Here is a 16,141-nt window from a genome sequence, read left to right as displayed (position 1 = left end):
CCGCGTCCTCCACCCCGAACTTCCGCCGGCGACCATCCCCCGGAGTCCCATGACCTCGACACGAACCGCCCACCACGTGGCCGGGTATCTGCGCCATGCGGCGCTGCGCGCCCTCGCCGGCATCGGAGTGCTCTTCGGCGCCATCAGCCTCGCCTTCGTGGCCCTCTACGTCCTTCCCGGCGACCGGGTCTACGCCGTCGTCGGCGGCGCGGAGGTCAGTCTCACCGCCGATCAAGAAGCGGCGATCCGCGAGCAATACGGTTTCGATCAGCCGCTCTGGGTGCAGTACGGCACCTACCTCGGACGACTTCTCACCGGAGACCTCGGTACCTCGTATCAGCGCGACCTTCCGGTCATCGACATCATCGGGGAGCAGCTCGGCCCGACCCTGCAGCTCGCCGGAGCAGCAGCCGTCGTCACGATCGCCCTCACCGTCGCCGTCGCGCTGCTCACCGCGAAGCGTCCGATCCCGCACCGCGTCTCGTCCGTCGTCGAGATCTTCTTCCTGTCGGCACCGGGCTTCTGGATCGGCATCGTGCTGCTCACGATCTTCTCCTACTCCCTGCACCTGCTGCCCTCCGTCGGCAGCGACGGACCAGCGACCCTGGTGCTCCCGGCGTTGATGATCGGTCTGAGCACCGCTCCCGCTCTCATCCAGGTCTTCCGTGGGGCACTGGAGGACGCGCTCGACGAGCCGTTCATCATCACCGCGCGCACACGCGGAGTGAGCGAGGTGACCGTGCGGCTCCGTCACGCGCTGCGCCACGCGTTGATCCCCCTCAGCACGCTCTCGGGCTTCCTCATCGGCGGCCTGATCGGGGGTGCGGTGATCGCCGAGACCCTCTTCAGCCGGCAGGGGATCGGCCGCGTCCTGGTGACGGCCGCGAACGCCAGCGATGTCCCGCTGGTGCTCGGACTCGTGCTCCTCGCCGCGACCGCCTACGTCGGCGTCAACTTCATCGTCGACCTGCTGTACCCGCTCATCGACCCGCGCATCCGAACGGAGGCACACGCATGAGCGTGACAGAACTCGCCCGCCCCAGTCTCGTGCTCGAGCAGACGCCGACCACCCCCGCGGACGAACACCGCCCCCGACGGCGGCGCGCCCTCCGCGGATACCCGGTCGGCTTCTGGATCTCCGTCGCCTTCTTCGCGGTCGTCGTGGTCGCGGCTATCGCGCCCGCCGCCCTCGCCCCCTTCGATCCGCTGTCGACCGACACCTCGAACGTCCTCGCGCCGCCGAGCATCGCCCATCTGCTCGGCACCGACGAAGCCGGACGCGATGTGCTCAGCCGCATCATCTACGGCGCGCAGCCGGCGCTGTTCCTCGGCATTGGCGCGACGATCATCGCGCTGGGGGTCGGAAGCCTGATCGGGCTCGCCGCCGGACTCGGCAATCGGTTCCTGGATGCTGTGCTGATGCGCGTGACCGATGTTTCGCTCGCGTTCCCTGAGCTGCTGCTCGCTCTGCTCATCATCTCGATCTTCGGCGGAGGGCTGCTCAACACTCTGCTCGCGATCGGCATCGCGGGAATCCCCAGTTACGCCCGACTCGTCCGCGGCCAGACCCTCGCGATCCGCAATGCGGGATATGTCGAGGCGGCGCGCGGCATCGGCCTCAGCCCCACGCGGATCGCTGTGCACCATGTGCTGCCCAATGCGATCCGCCCGGTGCTCGTGCTCGCGACGATCGGCGTCGGCACGGCGACCCTCGCCGGAGCGGCGCTCACGTTCCTCGGTCTGGGCGTCGCACCCCCCACCCCGGAGTGGGGATCGATGCTGTCGATCTCACGCAACTTCCTCGAGCGCGCGTGGTGGTACGGCATCTTCCCCGGACTCACGATCACCGCTCTGGTCGTCTCCACGACCACGATCGGCCGAACACTGCAGCGACGTCTGGAGGGGAAGCGATGAGCCGCCCCCTCCTCGACGTCGCCGGCCTGCGTATCGCATTCGGTCGCCACGCGGATCGTCTCGACGTCGTCCACGGGATCTCGTTCTCGATCGACGCCGGCGAGACCCTCGCGATCGTCGGCGAATCCGGCTCCGGCAAGAGCGTCACGGCACGCACGCTCGTCGGGCTCACCGGCCCGGACAGCGACGTGAGTGCGGATGCGCTGTACTTCGGCGACCACGATCTCCGGACGGCGTCGAAGCGCGCGTGGCGCGGCATCCGCGGCGGTGAGATCGGGTTCGTCCTCCAGGACGCGCTCGTCTCGCTCGACCCCCTCCGGACGATCGGCCGGGAGGTGGAAGAGCCGCTGCGCGAACACTTCTCGTGGGATGCCGAGCATCGGCGCGAAGAAGTGCTCGCGCTGCTCCGAGACGTGGGGGTGCCCGAGCCGGAGCTGAGACGTCACCAGCGCCCCCACGAACTCTCCGGCGGCCTCCGCCAGCGAGCCCTGATCGCCAGTGCCATCGCTGCTCGGCCACCGTTCCTCATCCTCGACGAAGCGACGACCGCGCTGGACGTGACCGTGCAGGCGCAGATCGTCCGGCTGCTCGAGCAGTTCAAGGAACAGGGGCGCACGCTTCTGCTGATCACCCACGATCTCGCCGTCGTCTCGCAGATCGCCGACCGCGTGATCGTGATGAAGGACGGAAGGATCGTCGAAACCGGCGCGACCGCCGACGTGTTCGCCGGGGCTGCACATCCTTACACCCGCCGGCTCATCGCCTCGATCCCCTCGCACCGCCCACGCCGGGCGGCGACCGTCGTGGATCGTGCCGCATCCGAAGACGGGCACAGCCCCGCTGACACCGTCGCCGTGGCGCAAGTGGACCACATCAGCCGCACGTTCCGCCTTCCGGGCGGGTCAGAGCTGCGCGCGCTCGACGATGTGTCCTTCACCCTGCACCCGGGTCGCACGCTGGGGCTCGTCGGAGAGTCCGGATCGGGCAAGACCACGGCGGGCCGCATCCTGTTGGGCCAGGAGAGAGCGGATGCCGGAGAGGTCCGAGTCGTCGGCACCCGCTGGGCGGATGTCGAGGGCCGCGAGCGATCCGCTCTCCGTCAGCGCATCCAGGCCGTGTACCAGGACCCGCTGAGCTCGTTCGATCCGCGGCATTCGATCGATCGGATCCTGACCGAGGCCGTCGGGGCGCTCGGCCGCCACGATCGCACCAGCCGTCGACGGCGCGTCCGCGAGCTCCTCGACCATGTCGAGCTGAGCGCACAGCTGCTCGATCGGCGACCGCTGCAACTGTCCGGCGGTCAGCGCCAGCGCGTCGCGATCGCCCGAGCTCTCGCCCTGGAACCGACGATCATCGTCGGCGACGAGCCGGTGTCGGCGCTCGATGTGTCGATCCAGGCGCAGATCCTCGATCTCCTCGTCCGCATCCAGCAGGAGACGCACGTCGCCCTCTTGCTCATCTCGCATGATCTCGGTGTCGTGAACGCGATCAGCGATGAAGTGCTCGTGTTGAAGAACGGCAGGGTCGTCGAGCACGACTCGGTGTCGAACGTCTTCGACCGGCCACAGGCCGACTACACGAAGGAGCTGCTCGCGGCGATCCCGCGAATCCACGGCTCGTCCCAGCCCATCTCCCCCACGATTGGAAGCACCATATGACCGCCCCCACGCAGACCGCACCGATCAGCACCTATCAGCGCCTCGCCGAACGGTTCCGTCCGCTGTTCGCCGAGATCGCCTCCGGCACGACGGACCGGGAGATCAACCGCACGCTCCCCTTCGAGCAGATCCGGCTGCTGCGGGATGCCGGATTCGGCGCCGTGCGCGTGCCCGAGGAGTACGGCGGCGACGGGGCGTCCGCGGTGGATCTCTTCCGTCTGCTCATCGAACTCGCCAGAGCCGACTCCAACGTCGCCCACATCTGGCGCGGACACTTCGCCTTCCTCGAAGTGCGGCTCACGCACGACGACCCGGAGTACCGCCGGCATTGGGGGGAGCGGGCCGTCGCCGGTGTGGTGGTCGGCAATGCCCAGAGCGAACCGGGGAGCGGGGCGCCGACCGAGAGCAACACCGTGATCACCGAGAAGGACGACGGCACCCTCGTGCTCAACGGTGAGAAGTACTACAGCACGGGCACGATCTTCTCGGACTGGGCGAACGTCACCGCGCGATACCAGGACCATCACGCCACCATCGCGGTTCCGCTGAACGCGCCCGGCGTCACGATCCACGACGACTGGGTCGGGTTCGGACAGCGCCTGACCGGAACCGGGACGACTGCCTTCTCGGAGGTCGTGGTCGATCCCGCACACCTCACGGTGTACTCGCCCGGAGCGCGCGAGCGGAGCTACATCTCCGGCTTCTACCAACTCTTCCTCCTCGCCGTGGTGGCCGGTATCGGGCACGCGGCCGTCGACGACGCCGCGGACTACGTGCGCTCGCGCACGAGACCGCTGCTCAGCGGGGCGGCGGCGCAGGACGACCCGTTGTCACAGGCGGTACTCGGCAGAGCTGCGGGATCCGCCTTCGCGGCCGAGGCGGCCGTGCTGCACGCCGCACAGAAGATCGACGATGCGTACCGTGCGGCGTTGGACGGCGTTTCGGAAAGGGAGCCGTTCGAGGCGGCCGACGTCGCCGCGTACTCGGCGCAGATCGCCGTGATCCCGCTCGTGCTGTCGGTGACCACGGATGTCTTCGACGTCGGCGGATCGTCATCCGTCGCGCAGAGCCGAGCGCTCGACAGGCACTGGCGCAACGCCCGGACGATCGGCGTGCACAACCCGATCGCCGCGCGACAGCGCGCGGTCGGGCACCGGGTGCTTTTCGGCGCACTTCCCGATCCGTTCGCCGAGCGTGAGGCGCGGGAGAGCGGAACGGATGCGGTGCAGGATGCTGCGCCCGTGGGCGCTGCGGAAGGTGCCGCGGACGAGAGTGCGGCCGTCTCTGAGAGCGAGGGCACCGCGTGAGCGAGCGCGATCGGCCTCTCGTCCTGAGCCTGTTCGAGATGGCCTCCCCCGTGCACCTGTCGCACGGGCTGTGGACACATCCGCTGGATCAGCGTCACCGCGTCGCCGACATCGGGTTCTGGCGAGAGCTCGGCTCCCTGCTCGAGTACGGCACGTTCGACGAGCTGTTCCTCGCCGATGTGCTCGGCGCCTACGACGTGTTCGACGACGGACTCGGCACCGCCGTGCGGGAGGGGTTCCAGATCCCGGCGCTCGATCCCCTCATCGTGCTGGGCGCGCTTGCGGACGCCACCGATCACCTCGGGCTGGTCGCGACGTTCTCGACGACCTATGAGCCTCCTTTCGCGTTCGCACGACGGCTCGCCACACTCGATCACCTGTCGAAGGGGCGCATCGGCTGGAACATCGTCACCTCGTACCTCACGAACGCGGCGAGGAACTTCGGTCTCGCAGACCAGATCGAGCACGACGCCCGGTATGAGATCGCCGATGAGTTCCTCGAAGTCGTGTACCGCCTGCTGCTGCAGTCGTGGGATGACGACGCGATCACCGCCGACCGTGACAGGCGCGTCTACGCCGAGTCGGACGCCGTGCGCTACATCGACCATGTCGGCGCTCGGTTCCAGGTGGCCGGTCCCAGCTTGACCGCACCCAGTTCCCAGCGCGTGCCCGTGCTCTTCCAGGCGGGCAGCTCGCTGCGGGGCCTGTCCTTCGCCGCGAAGCACGCGGAGGTCGTGTTCGTGGGCGGATCGACCCTCGACGACATCCGTGCGAACGTCGACGCGATCCGTGCGCAGGCGGCGGAGTTCGGCCGCGACCCCGACACGATCTCCTTCCTCGCGGGCGCGCATGTCGTCGTCGCAGAAACCGAGCAGGCCGCGCGTGAGAAGGCAGCGGACTACGACCGATATCGCACACCCCGGGAGGCTCTCACGCAGCCCGCCCGCACCCCCGACCTGAGTCGCTACGAGCCGACCGAGCTCGTCGAAGACATCATCCGGCGCGAAGATCACGGGTATCGGCTGCTGATCCGGGAGTGGCGTCCTGGGCAGACGGTCGGCGAGCTCGTGGCGAAGGCGGCGAGCTCGCGGAAGGGCATCGGCGGCGACTGGTCGATCGTCGGCGACCCGGTGCAGGTCGCCACTCGGCTCGAGCAGATCGCCGACTACGCACACCTCGACGGTTTCAATCTGAGCCAGGATGTGAGCTTCGAGTCGGCGCGCGACTTCATCGAACTCGCCGTGCCGGAGCTGCGGCGACGCAGCCTCGCCCGATCGAGCTATCGCGACGGGGAGACGCTGCGGGAGCGTCTGTCGCGCGACCGGTCCGGAGCCCGTCCGCACCCGACCCACCCCGCGTGGCAGGTGTCGTCGCCCGTGCGGTGAACGATTCAGGAAGACTGTCCGTCCGGAACTCGAAAACCGGCCGATCCGTGGGCGGATCGGCCGGTTCTCCTGAGTTGTGAACGCGGCGCCGCGGTCAGACGGCGAGCAACTCCCGCTCCAGGCGGGCGAACGACGCTTCCATGCCGTCGGCCATGCCGGTGGCGAGGATCATGTCGCGCGTCTCCTTGTCGGGGTACTCGATGAGCACCGTGACGAGGGTCGCGCCGTCCTCCTCGTACAGGTTCAGGTCGTTGAGGGTCTCGGTCGGCAGACCCTGCATCCGCTCGGTGGTGACCGCGCGGCGCGGGGCGTCGATCAGGAGCGCCTCCCCCTCGAAACCGAACGGCTCGCCCTCGGTGTCGCCGACCGGCGCCCAGGAGTTCCGGTACGACTGGCCCACCTCGGTGGCGGCGACGCACTCCGTCATCTCCCAGCCGTCGGGGCCGAGCATCCACTTGCGGATGAGCTCGGGTTCGAAGTGCGCGCGCCAGACCAGTTCGCGCGGGCCTTCGACCAGGCGGGTGATGCGCACGTGCGTGTCGTCGAGCAGCTCGACGCGGGTGCCCTTGCCCTGCGCGTAGTCGCGGAGGTCCTGCAGCACGGCATCCAGCTGCGCCATCGCCATTTTGATGCCCTCGACCTGGCCCATCTCGACGACCTGTTCCAGTGCATCGACCGAGTCGAAGTGGCTGGTCGTGACCATGCGCGTGCCCTCGGCGGTGGGCTCGAACGAGAACGACATCCGCTGCGCGGGGAAACCCTCCAGAGGCTTGCCGGACTCGTCGACGAACGAGTCGATGACCGCGAAGCCGTTCGGCGCGTCGATGGAGAGGAACTCCCACGACCCGGACGACTTCTCGCCGCGGGGGCCGTTCATCGAGTAGACCGCGCGTCCGCCGACGGTGTGGTCCCAGGCGGTGAAGGTGGCCGGCCATCCGGGAGGACCCCAGAAGCGCTCGAGCTGGCGGGGGTCGGAGTAGGCGCTCCAGACGCGCTCGATGGGGGCCGCGAAGTCGGCGACCACGGTCATCGTGAGGTTGTCGGCATCGGTGGTGACGTCGGTGACAGGCATTTCAGTCTCCTTGCTCGTTCTTCTTGGTGTCGCTGTTGTCGGATGCGCCAGACCGAGGGGTCTCGGCCAGCAGGTCGTCGAGTCGGGCGATGCGCGACCGCCACAGCTCTTCGTATCGGGCGAGGAGCGCCCTGGCGCGGGCGATCATCTCGGGGTTCGCGCGGACGAGCCGCTCGCGTCCCTCGGCGCGCTTGACGATGAGGTTCGCGGCCTCGAGCACGGCGACGTGCTTCTGCACCGCGGCGAACGACATCTCGTAGTCGGCGGCGAGGGTCGAGACCGACTGCTCACGCTCGATCGTCCGGCGCAGGATGTCGCGCCGGGTCGACGTCGCCAGTGCGTGGAAGACACGGTCGACCTCCGCTTCGCTCAGTTCTCGTTGTGCAACCATTTGGTTGTACGTTATGCCTGAGCGGAGGGGATGTCAAGGGATCCTTTTGCATTCGTCAGGATGGGGTCTTTTGCGGCACTGAGCTGCAGGGCTTGCGGTCGAACCTTATACTTTCGCGGAGGTATAAGAATGCGCCGCAGGAGGAACGATGCAGACAAGCCCCTACACCCCCGGTGAGGTCGCCGACTCCGTGCCGGGCCGCGCTACGCAGCTGGCGTTCTACGAGGAGAAGGCCCAGCGGATCCAGAATCTGAGCGAGTTCATCGCCCGCGTCCGGGTCGACTACGCCGCGCGCGGCGTGGGGAAGACGTCCCTGCTACGGGAAGCGGAGCGGATCTTCGCCCGGCACGGGATCGCAGCCATCTGGGTCACCGCCAACCAGGACGAGAACCTCCTTCTGACCGTACTCGACGAGCTGCGCAAGCTCGTCCCCACCTCGAAGGCAGCCGATGTTCTCAGCTACATCGACAGCGCTACTCTCACGCTGGATGCCGGCGTGGTGAGGGGCGCAGTCACGGTCAAGCCGAAGAAGAAGGATGCAGTCACCGCCGCCGCATCATCCAGCAAGGCGTTTATCGCAGCGTTCGAGAACGTCACCCGAGTACTCCTCGACGAAGACAGGAAAGGCCTGGTGATCCTCATCGACGAGATCCAGTCCGCGGACAAGCCCAGCCTGCGAGCGATCGCGTACGCGTGGCAAGAGATGAAGAACTCTCCCAGCAGAGTCCCCGCTGGGCTGTTCAGCGTGGGGCTACCCGGCAGCCAGGACCACATCAACTCTGCCGTCACATTCAGCGAGCGATTCGACTTCTCGGAGCTGTTCGGTCTCGATGACGGCGGAGTGGTCACCGCGCTGGCCGAGCCAGCCCACAACCTCGGGGCCTCCTGGGAGCGCACGGCGCTGCAGATGGCCGTAAGTGAAGCGAGAGGCTACGCGTACAAGGTGCAGCTCATCGGGGACGAGGCGTGGAAGACCGCGGGATATCCAGATCCCGGGTCTTCCATCACCGTCGAGCACCTCACAGAAGCAATGCCGCAGGTAGAGGTCCATATGGAGACCCTGTTCCGGTCACGCTGGCGCAGCGCTTCCCCGAAACAGCGGGAGCTGCTCAGCACCATCGCAGAGCTCGGCGGACGTGACGTGAAGCGAGAAGACATCGCTGCACGCCTCGGGGTTACCACGCAGGCGATTTCGATGGCACGTGATGGCCTGCTGCGTCGCGGCATCATCGACGCAAATCGTCACGGTCGGGTTTCTTTCACCGTCCCTGGGTTCACGGAGTGGATCCTCGCGCAGAGCTGAGCCCGCCGCCGCCGCCGAGATCTCGAGATCGCACTGTGAGCCTCAGCCGCTGACCGCGCACCGGGACGCGCTCGCTCGGAACGCCCCCGGCTCACTTCCCGATCGCGGCGTGGAGGATCCGCACGAGCGTCTCGTGCGCGTCACGCTCGTCGATGCGGGAGGCGAGCACCGCGCCCGCGAGCACGTCCGCCGACGCGAACGCGGCCTCCAGGGCGATCGGATCGATGTTCTCGGCGCCGACCACGCGGGCGAGGGCAGCGCGACAGCGCTCGACGTAAGCCACCACAGATTCCTGCCGCATCCGGGCGAGGACCGGCGTTCCCTGGAGAGCCGCGACCACGCCCGCCATCTCGATGCCTTCGGCGCGGGCACAGGCGATATAGCTCGCGGCGACGACGTCGACGACCCCGTCGGCGTCGGGCCCGGCGTTCGCCAGCGCGGTCTCGAGGGAGGCATCCTGGCGTTCGTCGAACTGACGGTACAACGCGGCGAAGAGCCCCGAACGGTCACCGAAGTGCTCGTAGACGACGGGCTTCGTGATGCCCGCCCGGTCTGCCAGCGCGCTGAGGGTCAGCGCGTCGGCACCCTCGGCACGGATCATCTCCCGCGCGACGCCCAGCAGCTGCGCGCGACGGTCCGCCTTGGACAGCCGCGGTCGCGCACCCTCTTTCGCCTTCGTCACGCTCACCCCTTGTGCCCCATACCTACTATGAGTAAGTTACGGTTGGTAGGTATCCAGCCTATCCCGGTGCCGCCCCGGCACGCCACACTCCGAGGAGAGACATGACCGCCGACCTCCGGCCCACCGCGCACTGGATCTACGCGCATCCGCAGTCGGGATCCCTGAACCGGCAACTGTTCCAGGCGGGGGTCGAAGCGCTCACGCCGCGTTACGACGTGCAGACCTCGGATCTGTATGCCCAGGGCTTCGACCCCCTGCTCGCGCAGCGCGATCTCGCCGGACGCGAGGGCAGCATCGTCGACCTGATGGGCGAGGTGCACGAGAACGGACTCATCCCGGACGACGTGCGCCTCGAGCAGCGAAAGCTCGAGGCCGCCGAACTGCTCGTGTTCCAGTTCCCCCTCTGGTGGTACGGCGCACCGGCGATCCTCAAAGGCTGGTTCGATCGGGTGTTCACCAACGGCTTCGCCTACGGCGGCGTCGACGCGGAGACGGGGCTGCCGCTCCGCTACGGCGAAGGCGGCCTGAAGGGCAAGCGCGCGCTCATCATCGTGACGGCGGGCGAGGATGCGCGGAGCATCGGCTCACGAGGGGTCAGCGGCGACATCGATTCGCTGATGTTCCCGATCACGCACGGCACGCTCTGGTACACGGGGATCGAATCGCTCGACCTCCACGTCATCCACGACGCCGACGCCCTCGACGCCGCGGCCGTCACCTCCGAGCGCGACCGGCTGACCACGAGGCTCGCGGGCATCCATGACGAAGTGCCGTCTCAGCCGTTCCGCGCTCTGCGTGACGGCGAGTACCGGGGCACGCGGGCGCTGCGCGCCGACATCCTTCCCGGACGAACCGATCTCGACATCCACCGCATCGACCGCGTGGACGGTGCGGGCGGCACCCGTTAGGAGGTCGCGCGGCGACTCCCGGCGAGCGGCGAGCGGCGAGCGGCGAGCGGCGAGCGGCGAGCGGCGAGCGACAATGGTCGCATGCCCCTTCTGGTTCTCCTCAACGGTGTGCCCGCGTCCGGTAAATCCACGACGGCCTTCCACTGGGCATCCCGGCGACCCCTCGCTCTGGCCCTGGACATCGACGTTCTCCGGTCCATGCTCGGCGGCTGGACGAGCGATCCTGTCGAGGCCGGGCTCACGGCGAGGCGGCTGGCAGTGCAGATGATCCGCTCCCATCTTTCCGAGGGGAAGGACGTGATCGTGCCGCAGTTCATCGGAGTCGCGGGAATCCCGTTCATCGAAGACCTCGCACGTGTCGCGGCGGAAGTCGGGGCCACCTTCCGCGAGGTCGCACTCGTCGCGCCCGCCGACGTCGCATCACGTCGATGGAACGAACGGGTCGATGCCGATCATCCCCATGGACGCGCGGCGCTCGTTCATGGACCACTCGAGGCGTCCATGGCTCACGCGGTCCTCGCGCACGAAGAATTCCTCCGATCGAGAGCAGACGCGATCATCGTCGATTCCGCGGACGGAGATGCCCTCGCGACGTCACGCCGACTGGATGCCGCACTTAGAGACGGTCACGGAGTGTGAGAGGGCACCGCCACCCGAAGCGCGTCGGCGGCGGCATCCATCGCGTCGGCGTTGAGTGAGAAATACGCCCACTTCCCCCGCTGCTCGCGGGTGACGAGGCCCGCGTCGGCGAGGAGCTTCATGTGGTGCGAGACGGTGCCCTGCGAGAGACCGACCGGCTCGGTGAGGTCGCAGATGCAGGCCTCGCCCCCGGCGCCGGCGGCGATGAGCGAAAGTAACCGCACGCGCGTCGGGTCACCGAGCGCCTTGAACACCCGCGCGACGCGCTCGGCGTCTTCGACGGTCGGCGCGGCCGTGACGCGCGGCACGCAGCAGGCGGTCGCTTCGATGGTCGTCGGCAGGCTCACGCATCCATCCTGACACGTATTGACAAACTTCGATAGATCGACGACAGTCATCATATTGAAGATCATCGATCTGAGGAGATGTGATGTCCGAGCTTCCCGTCGTCGTCATCGGAGCGGGTCCGCAGGGTCTCGCCGCAGCCGCGCGCCTCGTCGAACGCGACGAGAACGTGATCGTGGTCGAACGCGGGGATGGAGCTGCGGCCGCGGTCTCCGACTGGGGGCACGTGCGCCTGTTCTCGGCATGGCCGGAACTCACCGACGCCGCATCCCGACGCCTGCTCGAGCCGACGGGATGGACCGCACCCGCGACGGGCTACCCGACCGGCGCGGAGTGGGTGAGCGAGTATCTGGCGCCGCTCGCGGATGCACTCGGCGAGCGGATCAGCCACGCGACCACGGTCACCGGCATCGCGCGCCAGGGCCGGGACAAGGTCGTCGACGGCGGACGCAAGAGCCAGCCGTTCGTCGTGCACACCGTCGATGCGGAGGGGAATGAGGGCCGCGTCCTCGCCCGCGCCGTCGTCGACGCGAGCGGCACCTGGGACCTCCCGAACCCTGCGGGGGCCGACGGCTTCCCGGCACTCGGCGAGGCCGCAGCATCCGATCGGATCTCGTACCGGATCCCGGCCGATGTGTCCGAGCTCGCCGGTTCGCATGTCGTCGTCGTGGGCGCCGGGCACTCCGCCACACATGCCGTGTTGCGACTGAGCGAGTTGGCGCGCCGGGCTCCGGGAACGCGCGTGACCTGGCTGCTGCGTCGAGGAAGCGCGGCGAATGTCTTCGGCGGGGGCATCGGAGATGAGCTTCCCGAGCGCGCCGCACTCGGCTCCCGCGCGCGGAAAGTGATCGACGAGGGGATCGTGGAGCTGGTGACGGGGTTCCGCGTCGCCGAGTTCCGGAACGGCGACGACGGCCTGACAGTCGTCGCCGAAGACGGGCGCGAGGTGGGGGCCGTCGCGCACGTGTTCGCCCTCACCGGCTTCCGCCCCGACACCGGGATGCTGCGAGAGCTGCGGATCGACCTCGATCCCGCCCTCGAAGCGGTGGCGGGCATCGCCTCCGAGATCGACCCGAACATCCACTCCTGCGGATCCGTGGGGGCGACCGGAGCGCGGGAGCTCGTGCAGCCCGAACCCGGGTTCTTCATCGTCGGCGCGAAGTCGTACGGACGCGCCCCGACCTTCCTCGCCCTGACCGGCTACGAGCAGGTCCGCAGCGTCGCCGCTCATCTCGCCGGCGATCACGAGGCAGCGGGCCGCAACGAGCTCACCCTTCCGGACACCGGCGTGTGCGGCGGCGCCGGTGGGTTCGACGATTCGGCGGGCAGCTGCTGCGCCACACCGTCGGTGCTGCAGATCGGCGCGCGCCCGGTCGCGGTGGGCTGATCGCGCCGACCGCTCGATCCGACTGTCAAGATAGACGCAGGTCCCCCTCTCCCCAGGAGCAACCATGACCGACACCAACACCAAGCCCTCCGTGCTCTTCGTCTGCGTGCACAACGCGGGACGTTCGCAGATGGCCGCCGGATTCCTCCGCGACATCGCCGGCGACCGCATCGAGGTCCGCTCCGCCGGCTCCATGCCCGCCGATCAGATCAACCCGACCGCCGTCGCGGCGATGGGCGAGCTCGGGATCGACATCACCGCCGAGCAGCCCAAGGTGCTGACGACCGAGGCCGTGCAGGCATCCGATGTCGTGATCACGATGGGCTGCGGCGACGCCTGCCCGTTCTTCCCCGGCAAGCGCTACGAAGACTGGAAGCTCGACGACCCGGCCGGTCAGGGCATCGACGCGGTCCGGCCGATCCGGGACGAGATCAAAGCACGCATCGAGCAGTTGGTGAGCGAGATCGTCTGAGGGCCGGCCAAGATCCGCGGCTCAAAACCGGGGGAGCACCGGCACGACTCGGGGAACGAGCCGCACGAAGACCACCATGGCGATCAGCTCGACGAGCGTCTGCGTCACGACGGCGAGCGGCGCGAGCGCGAAACCCGCCGGCAGCGCGAGGGCGAGCGGAAGCACGACCAGCGAGTTGCGGGTGGCGCCCGAGAACACGACAGCCCGCGTGCGGGCGACGTCGAGGCGCGATGCTCTGCCGGCGACGACGCCGACGGGGATCATGATCGCGGCGAAGGCGGCATAGAGGGGAATCGTCGCGAGCAGTGCGGGGAGCTGTCGGTTGACGCCGGAGATCTGCGACGCGACGACGACCGCGAGCGTGAGCATCATCAGTGGCACCATCGCGCTCTGGGCCGCGTCGCTCAGAGCTCGCCCCGCGCGCGTGCGCGGGGCCGCGTACTGGGTGAGGCCGGCAGCCGCGAGGGGCAGCACGATCAGCAGGAGGAACGCGTCGAGGAACGGGGCGAGGTCGACGGCGTCGATCAACTCGGGACCGACGAAGAGCCACAGGTACAGGGGCAGGAGCAGCATCTGCCCCAGCATCAGGAGGGGCGCGGCCGCGAGCAGTCGCTCCTTCGCCCCTCCGGCGAGCCCGGTGAACACGATCACGTAGTCGACGCACGGCGTGAGCAGGACGAGCAGCACGCCGACCAGCAGCACCTGATCGTGGGCGACGAAACGTGACAGGCCGAACACGATCACGGGCACGATCACGAAGTTGACGACCAGCAGCACGGCGAGGAAGCGGATGTCGCGGAATGCGCGTCCGATCGCCGAGAACGGGACGCCGAGGAACGTCGCGTACAGCAGCAGCCCGAGGACGGGAGTGATGGCGAGCTCCAGCGGATGCGCGACCGCGGGCGCGCAGAGGCCCACCGCGGCACCGATCGCGATCGCCGCGAGATAGAGGACGATCTGGTGTCGCTCCCCCCAGACGACGATTGCGGTCACGCTCCCAGCATGTCGATCGACCGGAAGGAGCGCGAATCGGAATCCGTGAACATCCCATTCCTGGTCCGGCCCGAGTGCCGCAGAAATCGGCTGGTACCTCCTCCGGATGAAGAAAACCGCCGCGATCGTCGACTATCCGAGCCAACAGGTCTACCGTGGGCGCAAAGGCGCAGGGGGGACCTACGCCGCACATTCGGAGGAGTGCACCATGTCCGAGCCCGTCGAGAACTCCACGCCCGGCACGACCCGCCGCACGATCCTCAGGGCCTCAGCTTGGTCCCTACCCGTCGTCGCCGTCGCGCTGGGCACACCCCTGGCCGCTGCCAGCACGCCCGTCTTCGACATCATCGTCTTCACCGGACCTGAAGGCAGCGAGGTCGGCGCGACGAGCCCTGATGGTCTGCAGGCTTTCACCTTGCGGCTCCCCGCGCAGTTCGACGTCCTGGTCGAAGATCGAGGGGAACGCGTCATGCTCCCGCCGGGAGCCACCGTGCAGGTCAGTTTCGACGCGAGACTTCTCGGCGATCTCACCCTGGAGATCTTCAACAACGGTCCTGCCCAGATGGTCTCCTCGGATGTTCAGGGAGACGTACAGATCCTGACCTTCATCCTGCCGTTCGAGTTCGACAAGGTACTCCTCCTGCCGACGTTCGCTGTGGTCAGAAACGGGGAATGGGTTCCGGACGCGAACCCCTACACCGTTGTCGTGATGCCGCCGCCCGGCGTCGATGAGCCGAACATCGGCAACAACATCGTCAGGATCGAACCCGTGTATCTGCCCGTCAACCCTTAGCCCCGACATCCATTCACATGAATCCATCACCGATATTCAGGCGTAGGCTGGAGAGAAGGACGGACCGTCCGAGAAGATCTCCCGGCACCGTGCCCGCCCGGAAGTGGAGTCCCTCGTGGCTCAGTACGACGTCTCGAACCGCTCGGCGATCGTGACGGGAGCAGGCAGCGGAATCGGACGCGCGACAGCCCTCCTGCTGGCGAAGAACGGCGCATCCGTCGTGGTCAACGACCTGAACGCCGAGCATGCGAACGCGGTCGTCGAAGAGATCCGCGCGGCCGGCGGCATCGCGGAGGCCTCGGTCGGCGATGCCACGGATGCGGCCTGGATCGCCTCTTCGATCGAACTCGCGAACTCCCTCGCCCCGCTGCGCATCGGCGTCAACAACGCCGGCATCGGCGGCGCATCCGCCCCCACCGCGGAGTACGAGGACGAGGCCTGGGACAAGGTCATCGCGATCAACCTCAACGCGGTGTTCCGCAACATGAAGGCGCAGATCCCGTCGATCCTCGCGAACGGCGGCGGATCGGTCGTGAACATCGCCTCGATCCTCGGCAGCGTCGGCTTCGCCGGATCGCCCGCCTACGTCACGGCCAAGCACGGCGTGGTCGGCATGACCAAGTCGGCGGCGCTCGAGTACTCGGCGCAGGGCGTGCGCGTGAACTCGGTCGGCCCCGGCTTCATCGACACCCCGCTGCTGGCGACCATGGGCGACGAGGCGAAGGACTTCCTCGTGTCGAAGCACCCGATCGGGCGCCTGGGCCAGGCTGACGAGGTCGCGAACCTCATCGTGTTCCTTGCCAGCGACGCCGCGAGCTTCGTCACCGGCAGCTACCACCTGGTCGACGGCGGATACACCGCTCTGTGATCGAATGGCATCCGGTCCCGGGAC

General features: G+C 68.2%; 17 protein-coding genes. 12 read left to right on the top strand and 5 right to left on the bottom strand.

Annotation, left to right across the window (positions count from 1 at the left end; all coding sequences use genetic code 11):
* The first annotated feature begins 49 nt into the window (after positions 1 to 49).
* Genes ACFC14_RS07380 through ACFC14_RS07360 form a run of 5 tightly spaced genes read left to right on the top strand, consistent with a single transcriptional unit; the run spans position 50 to position 6,264 of the window.
* Positions 50 to 1,018, top strand: coding sequence for an ABC transporter permease (locus ACFC14_RS07380; protein WP_376102410.1), 969 nt, complete (start codon positions 50 to 52; stop codon positions 1,016 to 1,018).
* Positions 1,015 to 1,914: an ABC transporter permease gene (locus ACFC14_RS07375; protein ID WP_376102408.1), complete on the top strand. Its 900-nt coding sequence runs from the start codon at positions 1,015 to 1,017 to the stop codon at positions 1,912 to 1,914. The genes ACFC14_RS07380 and ACFC14_RS07375 overlap by 4 nt, the downstream gene beginning before the upstream one ends.
* Positions 1,911 to 3,572 (top strand): dipeptide ABC transporter ATP-binding protein, encoded by a 1,662-nt coding sequence (locus ACFC14_RS07370; RefSeq protein WP_376102405.1) that lies wholly within the window; start codon positions 1,911 to 1,913, stop codon positions 3,570 to 3,572. The genes ACFC14_RS07375 and ACFC14_RS07370 overlap by 4 nt, the downstream gene beginning before the upstream one ends.
* On the top strand, positions 3,569 to 4,879 hold the full coding sequence (locus ACFC14_RS07365) for an acyl-CoA dehydrogenase family protein (RefSeq protein ID WP_376102402.1): 1,311 nt from the start codon (positions 3,569 to 3,571) through the stop codon (positions 4,877 to 4,879). The genes ACFC14_RS07370 and ACFC14_RS07365 overlap by 4 nt, the downstream gene beginning before the upstream one ends.
* Complete coding sequence (locus ACFC14_RS07360) at positions 4,876 to 6,264, top strand: NtaA/DmoA family FMN-dependent monooxygenase (RefSeq protein WP_376102399.1); 1,389 nt, start codon at positions 4,876 to 4,878, stop codon at positions 6,262 to 6,264. The genes ACFC14_RS07365 and ACFC14_RS07360 overlap by 4 nt, the downstream gene beginning before the upstream one ends.
* A gap of 94 nt (positions 6,265 to 6,358) precedes the next feature.
* On the opposite strand, the gene ACFC14_RS07355 is transcribed toward ACFC14_RS07360, so the two are convergent.
* Positions 6,359 to 7,336 (bottom strand): SRPBCC domain-containing protein, encoded by a 978-nt coding sequence (locus ACFC14_RS07355; RefSeq protein ID WP_376102396.1) that lies wholly within the window; start codon positions 7,334 to 7,336, stop codon positions 6,359 to 6,361.
* A 1-nt stretch (position 7,337) separates the two neighbouring features.
* Entirely contained in the window at positions 7,338 to 7,727 is a 390-nt protein-coding gene (locus ACFC14_RS07350; protein WP_376102393.1) for an ArsR/SmtB family transcription factor, read from the bottom strand.
* A gap of 148 nt (positions 7,728 to 7,875) precedes the next feature.
* Here ACFC14_RS07350 and ACFC14_RS07345 point away from each other — a divergent pair, with 148 nt between their 5' ends.
* Entirely contained in the window at positions 7,876 to 9,030 is a 1,155-nt protein-coding gene (locus ACFC14_RS07345; protein WP_376102390.1) for an ATP-binding protein, read from the top strand.
* A 91-nt stretch (positions 9,031 to 9,121) separates the two neighbouring features.
* On the opposite strand, the gene ACFC14_RS07340 is transcribed toward ACFC14_RS07345, so the two are convergent.
* Positions 9,122 to 9,712 carry a TetR/AcrR family transcriptional regulator gene (locus tag ACFC14_RS07340; RefSeq protein ID WP_376102387.1) on the bottom strand — a complete coding sequence of 197 codons (591 nt, stop codon included), beginning with the start codon at positions 9,710 to 9,712 and terminating at the stop codon, positions 9,122 to 9,124.
* Between the two features lie 101 nt (positions 9,713 to 9,813).
* Here ACFC14_RS07340 and ACFC14_RS07335 point away from each other — a divergent pair, with 101 nt between their 5' ends.
* Positions 9,814 to 10,620, top strand: coding sequence for an NAD(P)H-dependent oxidoreductase (locus tag ACFC14_RS07335; RefSeq protein ID WP_376102384.1), 807 nt, complete (start codon positions 9,814 to 9,816; stop codon positions 10,618 to 10,620).
* 81 nt (positions 10,621 to 10,701) lie between these two features.
* A complete protein-coding gene (locus ACFC14_RS07330) occupies positions 10,702 to 11,259 on the top strand; it encodes an AAA family ATPase (RefSeq protein WP_376102381.1) in 558 nt (185 codons plus the stop codon).
* On the opposite strand, the gene ACFC14_RS07325 is transcribed toward ACFC14_RS07330, so the two are convergent.
* Positions 11,247 to 11,606, bottom strand: coding sequence for an ArsR/SmtB family transcription factor (locus tag ACFC14_RS07325; RefSeq protein ID WP_376102378.1), 360 nt, complete (start codon positions 11,604 to 11,606; stop codon positions 11,247 to 11,249). The genes ACFC14_RS07330 and ACFC14_RS07325 overlap by 13 nt on opposite strands.
* Before the next feature lie 83 nt (positions 11,607 to 11,689).
* On the opposite strand from ACFC14_RS07325, the gene ACFC14_RS07320 reads away from it, so the two are divergent.
* Both ACFC14_RS07320 and ACFC14_RS07315 read left to right on the top strand, forming a co-directional pair.
* A complete protein-coding gene (locus tag ACFC14_RS07320) occupies positions 11,690 to 12,991 on the top strand; it encodes an NAD(P)-binding domain-containing protein (protein ID WP_376102375.1) in 1,302 nt (433 codons plus the stop codon).
* A 64-nt stretch (positions 12,992 to 13,055) separates the two neighbouring features.
* Positions 13,056 to 13,463 carry an arsenate reductase ArsC gene (locus ACFC14_RS07315; protein WP_376102372.1) on the top strand — a complete coding sequence of 136 codons (408 nt, stop codon included), beginning with the start codon at positions 13,056 to 13,058 and terminating at the stop codon, positions 13,461 to 13,463.
* A gap of 21 nt (positions 13,464 to 13,484) precedes the next feature.
* On the opposite strand, the gene ACFC14_RS07310 is transcribed toward ACFC14_RS07315, so the two are convergent.
* On the bottom strand, positions 13,485 to 14,456 hold the full coding sequence (locus tag ACFC14_RS07310) for an arsenic resistance protein (protein WP_376102369.1): 972 nt from the start codon (positions 14,454 to 14,456) through the stop codon (positions 13,485 to 13,487).
* A gap of 208 nt (positions 14,457 to 14,664) precedes the next feature.
* Here ACFC14_RS07310 and ACFC14_RS07305 point away from each other — a divergent pair, with 208 nt between their 5' ends.
* Both ACFC14_RS07305 and ACFC14_RS07300 read left to right on the top strand, forming a co-directional pair.
* Positions 14,665 to 15,249, top strand: a complete 585-nt coding sequence (locus ACFC14_RS07305) for a hypothetical protein (protein ID WP_376102366.1) — start codon at positions 14,665 to 14,667, stop codon at positions 15,247 to 15,249.
* Positions 15,250 to 15,364: 115 nt separating this feature from the next.
* Positions 15,365 to 16,117: an SDR family NAD(P)-dependent oxidoreductase gene (locus ACFC14_RS07300; RefSeq protein WP_376102363.1), complete on the top strand. Its 753-nt coding sequence runs from the start codon at positions 15,365 to 15,367 to the stop codon at positions 16,115 to 16,117.
* The last annotated feature ends 24 nt before the right edge of the window (positions 16,118 to 16,141 follow it).

Source organism: Microbacterium sp. NPDC055988 (assembly GCF_042269505.1).
Classification (GTDB): Bacteria; Actinomycetota; Actinomycetes; order Actinomycetales; family Microbacteriaceae; genus Microbacterium.
This window is presented reverse-complemented; position numbering and strand designations above follow the sequence as displayed.

Coding starts and splice junctions, on each gene's coding strand:
- ACFC14_RS07380 (WP_376102410.1), top strand. CDS start 50: ATGACCTCGACACGAACCGCCCACCACGTGGCCGGGTATCTGCGCCAT.
- ACFC14_RS07375 (WP_376102408.1), top strand. CDS start 1,015: ATGAGCGTGACAGAACTCGCCCGCCCCAGTCTCGTGCTCGAGCAGACG.
- ACFC14_RS07370 (WP_376102405.1), top strand. CDS start 1,911: ATGAGCCGCCCCCTCCTCGACGTCGCCGGCCTGCGTATCGCATTCGGT.
- ACFC14_RS07365 (WP_376102402.1), top strand. CDS start 3,569: ATGACCGCCCCCACGCAGACCGCACCGATCAGCACCTATCAGCGCCTC.
- ACFC14_RS07355 (WP_376102396.1), bottom strand. CDS start 7,336: ATGCCTGTCACCGACGTCACCACCGATGCCGACAACCTCACGATGACC.
- ACFC14_RS07350 (WP_376102393.1), bottom strand. CDS start 7,727: ATGGTTGCACAACGAGAACTGAGCGAAGCGGAGGTCGACCGTGTCTTC.
- ACFC14_RS07345 (WP_376102390.1), top strand. CDS start 7,876: ATGCAGACAAGCCCCTACACCCCCGGTGAGGTCGCCGACTCCGTGCCG.
- ACFC14_RS07335 (WP_376102384.1), top strand. CDS start 9,814: ATGACCGCCGACCTCCGGCCCACCGCGCACTGGATCTACGCGCATCCG.
- ACFC14_RS07330 (WP_376102381.1), top strand. CDS start 10,702: ATGCCCCTTCTGGTTCTCCTCAACGGTGTGCCCGCGTCCGGTAAATCC.
- ACFC14_RS07320 (WP_376102375.1), top strand. CDS start 11,690: ATGTCCGAGCTTCCCGTCGTCGTCATCGGAGCGGGTCCGCAGGGTCTC.
- ACFC14_RS07315 (WP_376102372.1), top strand. CDS start 13,056: ATGACCGACACCAACACCAAGCCCTCCGTGCTCTTCGTCTGCGTGCAC.
- ACFC14_RS07305 (WP_376102366.1), top strand. CDS start 14,665: ATGTCCGAGCCCGTCGAGAACTCCACGCCCGGCACGACCCGCCGCACG.